The organism is Vibrio sp. 03_296, from assembly GCF_002265885.1.
The window spans coordinates 1-1,034 of record NZ_NPKW01000851.1 but is presented as its reverse complement, the minus strand read 5'-3'; the positions used below and the strand labels follow the sequence as shown (position 1 = coordinate 1,034).

1 protein-coding gene and 1 pseudogene are annotated in these 1,034 nt (G+C 46.7%); one reads left to right on the top strand and one right to left on the bottom strand.

The genetic code is table 11. The features are described 5' to 3' along the window. Window positions 1-641, top strand: a pseudogene (locus CIK04_RS28385) (UbiA family prenyltransferase); the annotation flags it as partial. 115 nt (window positions 642-756) lie between these two features. On the opposite strand, the gene CIK04_RS28380 reads toward CIK04_RS28385, so the two are convergent. Further along, on the bottom strand, window positions 757-1,034 hold a 278-nt coding region (locus CIK04_RS28380; RefSeq protein WP_142995033.1), incomplete at its 5' end, for an OmpA family protein.

Below are 1,034 nucleotides of genomic sequence, written 5' to 3'. Positions count from 1 at the left end.
GCTTCCTAAAGGGGATAGTCAGCCCCTTCAATGTGCTGTTGTTTGCGCTTCTGATTGGTTCGTTAGGGTTTCTAATCGCTAATGCTTTGGGTAAATAGCCTCACTGCCTATCTCACCTTTGCCAGTTTGTTGGGCTATGCGGTGGATTTATACGCTCTATTTAAAACGAGCGACCCCTCAAAATATCGTGATTGCAGGTATTGCTGGTGCGATGCCGCCTTTATTGGGTTGGACATCGATAACGGGTGAGTTACATCCTCATGCATGGTTGTTGGCTGATGATCATTTTCATTTGGACCCTCCGCATTTTGGGCGTTGGCGATTCACAGAAAAGAGGATTATGCCAAGGTGAATATCCCCATGCTGCCAGTGACGCATGGCGTTGAATACACCAAAACGTCGATTCTTCTCTATGCCATTCTGCTGGCGTTGGTTTGTATGCTGCCCGTATTGGTTGGAATGGCCAGCTATCTCTATTTATTTAGTGCACTGGTGCTGAATGTCTGTTTTGTGCTGTAGCGATAAAAACTCAGTTTCGTGCTGAAGAACGCACCGCGATCGAGATGTTTCGTTSTTCGAGTCTATCTCTTTTGTTGCTGTTGTTTTGCGCTTTGTTACTTGATCAGAAACTGGCTGGGTAAGTTGCGACTCATCCTCTTTGTCTTGCGATGGAGAAGCATGCTGAGAATCGATGGGATGGTGGTTAAGATGGCAAAAAGGGAGCAACTTGCTCCCTTTTGTCATAATGTCACAGGCTTACTGTGCTGGTTGTTGTAGCTCTTGGTACTCAAAGCTAGGAATCGTCACTTCTACACGACGGTTTTGAGCACGACCTTCAGCTGTTTTGTTTGAAGCAATAGGTTGAGATTCACCGGCACCACGCACCTTAAGCTGCTCTGCTTTTACACCTTGCTCGACCAAGTAATCCGCGACCGCTTGAGCGCGCTGCTCAGAGATACGTTGGTTCACTTTTTCAGAGCCGGTTGAATCGGTATGGCCAACAATTTCAGCTTCTGCATCTGGGTATTTAATCA